Source organism: Betaproteobacteria bacterium (assembly GCA_016791345.1).
Lineage (GTDB): Bacteria > Pseudomonadota > Gammaproteobacteria > Burkholderiales > JAEUMW01 > JAEUMW01.
The window spans coordinates 1-9,195 of sequence record JAEUMW010000183.1 but is presented as its reverse complement, the minus strand read 5'-3'; the positions used below and the strand labels follow the sequence as shown (position 1 = coordinate 9,195).

Below are 9,195 nucleotides of genomic sequence, written 5' to 3'. Positions count from 1 at the left end.
CGAAGGCCGATGCGTCCAACACGATGGAGGTCTGAGGTGAAGAGCGCGATCATCGAAAGCGCGCAACCGGTCTCGTCTGCGCGCCGCGACTTTCTCAAGTTGACGGCCGGCGCGGCGCTGGGCGGCGGGCTCCTGCTAGGCTTCGGTCTGCCAGCGCGCGCTGTCGTCAGTGACGGGAGCGTAACCGGCGCGCCGTTCGCGCCCAACGCATTCCTGCGCATCGACCGCAGCGGCAAGGTCACGTTCGTCATGCCCTACATCGAAATGGGCCAGGGCACATACACCTCGATCCCGATGCTGATCGCGGAGGAGCTCGAAGTCGACGTCGACAAGGTCGTCATCGAACATTCACCTGCCGACAACAAGGTCTACGCGAATCCTCTGGTCGGCATCCAGATCACGGGGGGTTCGACGTCCGTCCGTGCGGCCTGGGAGCCGATGCGTCGCGCGGGTGCCACCGCGCGCGTCATGCTGGTGAGCGCGGCAGCCCAGCAATGGAAAGTCGACCCCGGCACCTGCCGCGCCGAGAACGGCGTCGTCATACATCCGCCCACAGGTCGCAAGCTCGTCTACGGCAAGCTCGTCGACGCAGCGGCGAAGCTGCCGGTACCCGAGAAGGTCGCGCTGAAATCTCCGGCTGAATTCAGGCTGATCGGCACGCCGCACCGGCGCCTCGACATCGACGGCAAGGTGAACGGCAGCGCGAAGTTCGGCATCGATGCGCGGCTGCCGGGGATGAAGTTCGCGGTCATCGCGATCTCGCCGACCTTCGGCGGCAAGCTCGTCGCGGTCGACGAAGCGAAGGCGAAAGCGGTTCCCGGTGTCACGCAGGTAGTCCCCCTGGAGGACGCGGTCGCAGTCGTGGCAATCCACACCTGGGCCGCCAAGCAGGGGCTCGCCGCCGCCAATCCGCAATGGGATCCAGGGCCGAACGCAAAGCTCTCGACAGCGGACTTGGTCAAGCAGCTTGCAGCCGCCATGGAGAAACCCGGCGCGGTCGCGCGCCACGAAGGTGACGCCGCGGCCACCATCGCCAAGGCCGCACAGAAGATCGAGGCCGTCTACGAGCAACCGTTTCTCGCGCATGCGGTTCTCGAACCCATGAATTGCACCGTGCACGTGCAAAAGGACCGCTGCGATGTCTGGGTCGGCACGCAGGTTCCCGGCGTCTCGCAGGCCGTCGTGGCCAAGGTCACTGGTCTCAAACCCGAACAGGTGACCATCCACAATCACCTGCTGGGCGGCGGATTCGGCCGCCGCCTCGAAGTCGACGGCACCCTGCGCGCGGCACGGATCGCGCGGCAGGTCGAAGGGCCGGTGCAGGTCCTCTACACGCGCGAGGAGGACATCCAGCACGACATGTATCGGCCGTACTACTACGACCGCATCAGCGCCGGACTCGACGCGCAGGGCAAGCCCGTGGGCTGGTCGCACCGCATTGCGGGCTCGTCGATCACGGCGCGGTTCTTCCCGGCGTTCATGAAGAATGGCGTCGATCCCGATGCCGTCGAGATCGCAACCGAACCGGCCTACGCGGTGGGAGAAATCCACGTCGAGTGGTTCGCCCAGGAGCCGCCCGGCATCCCGACCGCATTCTGGCGCGGCGTGGGCGTGACACGGGGAACTTTCGTTCTCGAAAGCTTCATTGACGAGCTGGCCGCGAACGCCAAACAGGACGCGCTCGCCTACCGGCTGGCGCTGCTGGAAAAAAGTCCCCGCTCGAAAGCCGTGCTGCAGCTCGCCGCCGACAAGGCTGGTTGGGCGAAACCCTTGCCCGCGGGGCAAGGGCGCGGGATCGCGCTGTGCACTGGCTTCGGCAGCTTCATCGCACAAGTCGTCGAAGTGACTGTGGACAAGGACGGCACCGTGAGTCCCAAGCGCGTGGTCTGCGTCGTCGACTGCGGTCTGATGGTCAACCCGGACACGGTGCGTGCGCAAATGGAAAGCGGCATCATCTTCGGGCTGTCGGGCGCCCTGTTCGGCGAGATCACGCTGAAGGACGGACGCGTGGAGCAGACCAACTTCGGCGACTACCGAGTGCTGCGCATCAGCGAATCGCCGAAGATCGAGGTGCACCTGATCAAGAGCTCCGAAGCTCCGGGCGGTATCGGCGAACCGGGCACGTCCTGCGTCATACCGGCGCTGACCAACGCGGTGTACGCGGCGACCGGCAAGCGGATACGCAAACTGCCGGTCGGAGAACAGGCGCGCTCAGCTTGAGCGTCATTCAAACCTCAATCCTCCCAACCCACCTTCCCTTCAACCAGAGGAGCGCACGATGAGCACGATCACCACCAACGACGGCGTCGAGATCTTCTACAAGGACTGTGGCAAAGGCCAGCCGATCGTGTTCAGTCACGGCTGGCCGTTATCGGCGGATGACTGGGACGCGCAGATGCTGTTCTTCCTCAACCAGGGCTATCGCGTCATCGCCCACGACCGGCGCGGCCATGGTCGCTCCAGCCAGGTCGGTAGCGGCCATGACATGGATCACTACGCCGACGATCTGGCGGCGCTGACTGCCCATCTCGACCTCAAGGACGCGGTACACGTCGGTCACTCGACCGGCGGCGGCGAAGTGGTGCACTACCTCGCGCGCCACGGCGAAAGCCGGGTGGCAAAAGCGGTGATCATCGCCGCAGTACCGCCGCTGATGGTCAAGACGGAGGCCAACCCGGGCGGACTGCCCAAGGACGTGTTCGACGGGCTTCAGGCGCAACTCGCCGCCAGCCGGGCGCAGTTCTATTACGACATTCCTGCCGGACCGTTCTATGGATACAACAGGCCCGGTGCGAAACCGTCTCAGGGCGTGATCTGGAACTGGTGGCGCCAGGGCATGATGGGCGGCGCGAAGGCGCACTATGACGGGATCGTCGCCTTCTCCCAGACCGACTTCACCGAAGACCTGAAGAAGATCACCGTGCCGGTCCTGGTGATGCACGGGGATGACGACCAGATCGTGCCCTACGCCGATTCCGGGCCGCTCTCGGCGAAGCTGCTGAAGAACGGCACATTGAAAACCTATCAGGGTTTTCCGCACGGCATGCCCACGACCGAAGCCGACACCATCAATGCCGACCTGCTGAGCTTCATAAAAGCGTAACGTCGAGTGAGGGTGTGGAGAACGGCTGAGTCCAAAAGTCACAAGGGGAGAACCGTCTTATGGGATGCCTCATATCGATCGAGACGTTGGACCACCGGCAGCAGTTCCCCGCCTATTGCGCCGAGCCCGCTGGACCCACCAGGGCCGCGATCATCGTCATCCAGGAGATCTTCGGCGTGAACGCCGGCATCCGTTCCAAGTGCGACAGATGGGCGGAAGCCGGCTATCTCGCCGTCGCGCCAGACCTCTTCTGGCGGTTCCGTCCCGGTATCGAGCTCGATCCCGATGTGCCGGAGCAATTCGAGGAAGGGCTGAATCTGTATCAGAGGTTCGACCAGGATCAGGGCGTGGCCGATATCGACGCCACGATCCGCGCCATCCGCGCGCAGTCAAAGGGCATCAAGGTCGGCTGCGTGGGCTATTGCCTGGGTGGCCGGCTCGCCTTCATGACCGCGGCGCGCACCAATATTGATGCATCGGTTGGCTACTACGGCGTCGGTATCGACGGGTTGCTCGGAGAAAAAGAGGCGATCACGCACCCGGTCCTGCTGCACGTACCAACGGACGATCAGTTCGTCAGCGACGATACCCAGAAGGCGATGCACCGGGGGCTCGACGGCAATCCGCTGGTGACGATTTACGACTACCCCGGATTGCACCACGGCTTTGCGGTGGCTTCCGGCAAGCGTCGCGACGAGAGGGCTGCACAGCTCGCCGATGACGGCACCGCCGCGTTCTTTGCGGCGAACCTGGGATGAGCCTTGGTTCGCCCGGAGACAGGTGCTTCAGGTGATCGTCGCCAATCCGACCATGATCGGTGAACGGAAATGACCCACGACAAGCAACTGACCGCGCTTCTGCTGATCGATCCGTACAACGACTTCATTTCCGAGGGCGGCAAGGTATGGGATCGCCTGAAGGCCGTTGCCGAAGCCAACGGTTGTGTTCCCAACATGCTGCAGGTCCTGAACGCAGCGCGCAAAGCGGGGCTACGCGTGTTCTATGCGCCACACCGCCGCTATCGCCCCGGTGACTACGAGACCTGGAAGTCCATCGCGCCCGTTCAGAAGGCCGCGTGGTCGCGAAGGACCTTCGAATACGGCACCTGGGGCGGCGAGTTTCCCCACGAGTACGCACCGCAACCGGGGGAGATCGTGGCCCAGGAGCACTGGTGTTCCAGCGGTTTCGCCAACACCGACCTGGACTTGCAGCTCAAGCAGCACAGCATCCACCAGCTCGTCGTCATAGGACTCATCGCGCACACCTGCGTCGAAGCGACCGTCCGTTTCGCCGCCGAGCTCGGTTACGGGGTCACGATGGTGAAGGACGCGACCGCGAGCTATTCGGATGACCACATGCACGCGGCGCTCGACGTCAATATCCCCAACTACGCAAGTGCCGTCGTGACCGCAGCCGAGATCGTCGAATCGATCTCTTCTCTCTAGGCTGCCACGGCAGTTCCATATCCTGACGGGTAACGCTTTGCGGTCGAGCATATTATTCTGCTTCGGTGGACGGAGGAAGCGAGTCACGAAGGCGATTTGACGGTGTGATGGCCGAACTGCTTGGGACCGAACGGCATGCTCGCGGGCAGTGTGGATTTTCGAAGACGGCTGAAAACTCATAGGAGGATCTATGGCAACGACAGAAGTCGCGAAAATGCAACCGGTGGACATGAAGTTCGAGATCGTTGTCATCCCCGTCTCGGATGTCGACCGCGCGAAGGCGTTCTACGCGAATCTCGGGTGGCGACTCGACGCTGACTACGACAGCGGTAAGGACTACCGCGTCATCCAATTCACGCCGCCCGGCTCCGGCTGCTCGATCATCTTCGGCAGGAACGTCACCGCCGCGGCACCCGGCTCTGCCCAGGGCCTGTATCTGATCGTCTCCGACATCGAGGTCGCCCGCAAAGAGTTGCTCGCTCGCGGTGTCGAGGTGGGCGAGGTGTTCCACGACGCTGGCGATGTGTACGCTGGTCCGGACGTGCCCTACCTGTTCGGGCGGCTGCGGGTCAGCGGTCTGGATCCCGAGCGTCGCAGCTACCGTTCGTTCGCCTCCTTCAGCGATCCGGACGGCAACGGCTGGCTGTTCCAGGAGGTGACGACACGGTTGGCCGGCCGCATCGACCCTGCGACAACGACCTTCGCTTCCGCGCACGATCTGGCGAGCGCGCTACAGCGTGCCGCGGCCGCCCACGGCGAGCACGAAAAGCGCTCCGGCGGGGCAGATGCTAACTGGCCCGATTGGTACGCCGAATACCTGGTGCGCGAGCAATCCGGCGCGGAACTGCCCTCGTGAGCGACTGAAGAGTGGTTGTCGTCGGGGCGGGTCGCGCGCCGGGCGAGCCCTGCGCCACGCGCCCTTGACGCTCGTGGCCGGGCTCGCCTCGGTTTAGCTGAAGGGTGCTTAAGAGGGGAGCGCTTGCCGTCCCAACCATAGTGGAGCGATATGGCTCGACTACTATCGGTGAATGTGGGACTTCCGCGCGACATCGCGTGGCACGGGCGCATTGTGCACACTGCGATCTGGAAGGATCCGGTGCGTGGCCGCTGTCGAGCTGGTCGGTTGAGCTTAGACGGAGACGGTCAGGGTGACCTGGCCGGACATGGGGGTGAGCAGCGAGCCGTCTTCGTCTACCAGATCGAATCGTATCGGTACTGGCAGGAGCACCTGAAGAGGAACGGCCTCGTCCACGGACAGTTCGGCGAGAACTTCACGATCGAAGGATTGCCCGACGCTGCCGTGTGCATCGGCGACCGCTACAGGATCGGCGGAGCGCTGTTCGAAGTGACGCAGCCACGCGTGACCTGCTACCGCGTTGGCATACGAATGGCTGAACCCCGGATGGCAGCTCTGCTGATCGAGCATCACCGCCCGGGGTTCTACTTTCGTGTGATCGAGGAAGGCGAAGTGGGCGCCGGCGACGAAATCTTCAAAGTTGCCGACGGCCCGGAGCGCATGAGCGTTGCCGCGGTCAGCGCGCTGCTATATCTTCCTCGCCCCGCCAAGGAAGAGATTGAGCGCGCTTTGCGGATTCCAGCCCTGAGCCCTGGCTGGAAGTCCTCTTTCGAGGCTCTTCTCCGGCAGATGACGCACGGGGAGTCGCGCACAGGTAATGCCGGACTGGTGTCACCTGAACAGATGGTCACGGCCGCACCCGGATTCCGGCCACTGAAAGTCGTCGGAATCGATCGCGAGAGCGACAGCGTCGTCTCGTTGGTGCTGGAGCCGGCGGAAGCCCGTCTTCTCACCGTCCCTCTGCCCGGGCAGTTCGTGGTGTTGCGCCTGCGCCCTAAAGCGGAGGCACCTCCGGTTTTGCGCAGCTACTCTCTGTCCGGCCTGCAGGACGCCGGTCGCTATCGCATCACCGTCAAACAGGAACCACACGGAATCGCCAGCACCTACGTGAGCACACAGCTCCGTACCGGCGATGTGCTAGACGTCAGCGAACCCCGCGGCGCTTTCAACCTGAGGCAGGGCGATCTTCCTGTGGTGCTGTTGAGCGCGGGTGTAGGCGTGACTCCCGTGCTCTCCATGCTTCATGCTCTGGCAGCACAGGCATCAGTGCGCACGATCTGGTGGATCTTTGGCGCACGGAACCGCGGAGATCATCTTTTTGCCCGGGAGGTCCGCGATCTACTGGCTAAGCTGCCTAACGCCCGGAGCCACGTCCAATACAGCCGACCCGATCCGACTGACCAATTGGGTTTCGATTTCGATGCGGCGGGCCGCCTGACTGTTACGACCCTGGAAGAGCTGGGCGTACCGCGGGAATCAGATTTTTATCTGTGCGGGCCAGCCGCGTTCCTTGCGGACTTCATCACTGGACTTACCGACCGGGGTGTGGCACTTGATCACATACACACCGAGGTTTTCGGTTCAGGCAAGTCCATCACGCCGGGTGTGGCGGGACAACCACGCCGACCACCTCATCCGCCTGCCGATGCTGTCGGCGAAGGTCCGAGAATTTCATTTGCGCGCGCTGGGCTTACGGTTGTCTGGGACTCGAGGTTCCAGAGCCTGTTGGAACTTGCCGAAGCCTGTGACGTCCCGGTGCGCTGGTCCTGCCGGACCGGAGTTTGCCATACCTGCGAGTGCGGATTGATTTCCGGATCGGTGAAATATGATCCCGAGCCGCTTGATCCTCCGGCGGCGGGAAACCTATTGACTTGCTGCTCGCGCCCCCGAGAGGACACGACAATCGATCTTTAGCAGGCTGTTGAAAAACTCTTCGGGAGCCGCGTTTGACACGAGAAATGCTCAGATGCGAGGCGCGCGACGCAGGTCGTAGCCAGACCGCGCAGCGCAAAGCAGGGGCCCCTTCGGGGATGCGATCGCGTAGCGGGAACGAGGCGCCCGTGACGCGGTCTGCGCGGCGCCCTGCACTGCCCGATCCCCGTGGCCGGGGCCCCTCGGGCTGCCGCTGCGGGCGCGCCTACGATTCCAAGGAGCGCAACGACGCAGATAGGCATTTCTCGCGCAAACCCGCGAGGGGGCCGCGGCGACGTGCATGCAAATGTGGCGGAGGATTTCATATGCGATCGGACATCGTCCCTGGCGCAGTCTTTCCCGACTACGAACTTCCCGACCACCGCGGCAAGCACCGCACGCTCTCGGAATTGCAGGGAGACGATCCACTGGTGCTGGTGCTCTCCCGCGGAGGTTTCTGTCCGAAGGAAAGAAGGCAGCACGAAGGGCTTCTGCAACTCCACCGCGAGATGCAGGTCGGCTACTGCCGTCTCGTGACGATCGTGACCGACAACCTGCTCGAGACGAATGAGTTCCGCGCTGGCGTCGGCGCCCACTGGACGTTTCTCTCGGACCCCGGGCGCAAACTGCAGAAGGATCTCGACATCGCAGAATACACCGACCCGCATCACAATCCGATGATCCCTCACACGCTGGTGCTCGAGCCTGGCCTGCGGGTCTACAAGATCTACAACGGCTACTGGTTCTTTGGGCGGCCGACGGCGGAGGAACTGCGCCTTGACCTGCGTGCCGTGCTGCAGCGCTGCCGTCCCGATTGGGACATCAGCAGCGCAGAGCGGCGAGCAGCCTGGGCGAAGGGCGAGAAAGCGGGTTTCTATCCGTACGGAAAAACGCAGGCGCAACTGTTGGCCGAGCAGGATTGATCCACTCGGCGCGCGAGTTGCACGATGACTCCGTGAACTGGCTTCGATCCTGCGGCAATGAGAATTGGGAATCGATGAGCGAGGCTTCATGAAGCGACGGGTCGCCAGCATCAACGCTCTATCTCGCCGCTGCCGACAGGAAATGCCGCTGGCCGCTCGCGAGACGCTCCGACGATCGCTCTGGACTGTCGGACCGTGAATAGGAGGGAAAGAACCATGGCCGAGATCGATCGGGACCGGCGCCGGTTCCTGGGCACCGCCGCCATCACCATGGCTGCCACGCAGCTCGGCATGTTCGGTTCCGCGAGAGCGCAGCCCGGCAAGACAAATCCGGCACATCTGCCCACGATCAAGCCGGGGACCCACACGTCGTTCGCCTCACTCAAGCAGATCGATGCCGGCCTGCTGAACGTGAGCTACGCCGAAGCCGGCCCGAGCGACGGTTCTCCGGTAATTCTTCTGCACGGCTGGCCTTACGATATCTACAGCTTCGTCGATGTCGCGCCGCTCCTGGCATCGGCGGGCTACCGGGTGATCGTGCCGTATCTGCGCGGCTATGGCACGACGCGCTTTCTTTCGAGCGATACGTTCCGGAACGGCCAGCCATCCACGATCGCCGTCGATGTCCTCGCCTTGATGGATGCGCTCAGGATCGAGAAGGCAATCCTCGCCGGTTTCGACTGGGGCGCGCGGACGGTCAACATCGTTGCGGTGTTGTGGCCGGAACGGTGCAAGGCCACGGTGTCCGTGAGCGGTTATCTGATCGGCAGCCAGGAAGCCGGCAAGACGCCGTTGCCGCCCAAAGCCGAGTTCGAGTGGTGGTATCAGTTTTATTTCGCGACCGACCGCGGCCAGGCAGGCTACGAGAAATACCGCCACGACTTTTCGAAGCTCATCTGGCATCTCGCCTCGCCGAAATGGGATTTCGACGATGCCACGTTCGACCGCAGCGCAGCC

At 63.4% G+C, this 9,195-nt stretch carries 8 protein-coding genes; all 8 read left to right on the top strand.

Annotation, left to right across the window (positions count from 1 at the left end):
• Positions 1–9 precede the first annotated feature (9 nt).
• Complete coding sequence (locus JNK68_07090; GenBank protein MBL8540122.1) at positions 10–2,220, top strand: xanthine dehydrogenase family protein molybdopterin-binding subunit; 2,211 nt, start codon at positions 10–12, stop codon at positions 2,218–2,220.
• A 58-nt stretch (positions 2,221–2,278) separates the two neighbouring features.
• Complete coding sequence (locus JNK68_07085) at positions 2,279–3,103, top strand: alpha/beta hydrolase (GenBank protein MBL8540121.1); 825 nt, start codon at positions 2,279–2,281, stop codon at positions 3,101–3,103.
• Between the two features lie 59 nt (positions 3,104–3,162).
• Complete coding sequence (locus JNK68_07080) at positions 3,163–3,861, top strand: dienelactone hydrolase family protein (GenBank protein ID MBL8540120.1); 699 nt, start codon at positions 3,163–3,165, stop codon at positions 3,859–3,861.
• A gap of 69 nt (positions 3,862–3,930) precedes the next feature.
• A complete protein-coding gene (locus JNK68_07075) occupies positions 3,931–4,548 on the top strand; it encodes a cysteine hydrolase (GenBank protein ID MBL8540119.1) in 618 nt (205 codons plus the stop codon).
• 190 nt (positions 4,549–4,738) lie between these two features.
• Complete coding sequence (locus JNK68_07070) at positions 4,739–5,404, top strand: VOC family protein (protein ID MBL8540118.1); 666 nt, start codon at positions 4,739–4,741, stop codon at positions 5,402–5,404.
• A gap of 150 nt (positions 5,405–5,554) precedes the next feature.
• On the top strand, positions 5,555–7,318 hold the full coding sequence (locus JNK68_07065) for an MOSC domain-containing protein (GenBank protein ID MBL8540117.1): 1,764 nt from the start codon (positions 5,555–5,557) through the stop codon (positions 7,316–7,318).
• Between the two features lie 323 nt (positions 7,319–7,641).
• Positions 7,642–8,238, top strand: a complete 597-nt coding sequence (locus tag JNK68_07060; protein ID MBL8540116.1) for a redoxin domain-containing protein — start codon at positions 7,642–7,644, stop codon at positions 8,236–8,238.
• A gap of 216 nt (positions 8,239–8,454) precedes the next feature.
• On the top strand, positions 8,455–9,195 hold a 741-nt coding region (locus tag JNK68_07055), incomplete at its 3' end, for an alpha/beta fold hydrolase (GenBank protein MBL8540115.1).

Bases quoted from the DNA above. Each gene is read 5' to 3' on its own strand.
- JNK68_07085 (MBL8540121.1), top strand. From the start codon at position 2,279: ATGAGCACGATCACCACCAACGACGGCGTCGAGATCTTCTACAAGGAC.
- JNK68_07075 (MBL8540119.1), top strand. From the start codon at position 3,931: ATGACCCACGACAAGCAACTGACCGCGCTTCTGCTGATCGATCCGTAC.
- JNK68_07065 (MBL8540117.1), top strand. From the start codon at position 5,555: ATGGCTCGACTACTATCGGTGAATGTGGGACTTCCGCGCGACATCGCG.
- JNK68_07090 (MBL8540122.1), top strand. From the start codon at position 10: ATGCGTCCAACACGATGGAGGTCTGAGGTGAAGAGCGCGATCATCGAA.
- JNK68_07080 (MBL8540120.1), top strand. From the start codon at position 3,163: ATGGGATGCCTCATATCGATCGAGACGTTGGACCACCGGCAGCAGTTC.
- JNK68_07070 (MBL8540118.1), top strand. From the start codon at position 4,739: ATGGCAACGACAGAAGTCGCGAAAATGCAACCGGTGGACATGAAGTTC.
- JNK68_07060 (MBL8540116.1), top strand. From the start codon at position 7,642: ATGCGATCGGACATCGTCCCTGGCGCAGTCTTTCCCGACTACGAACTT.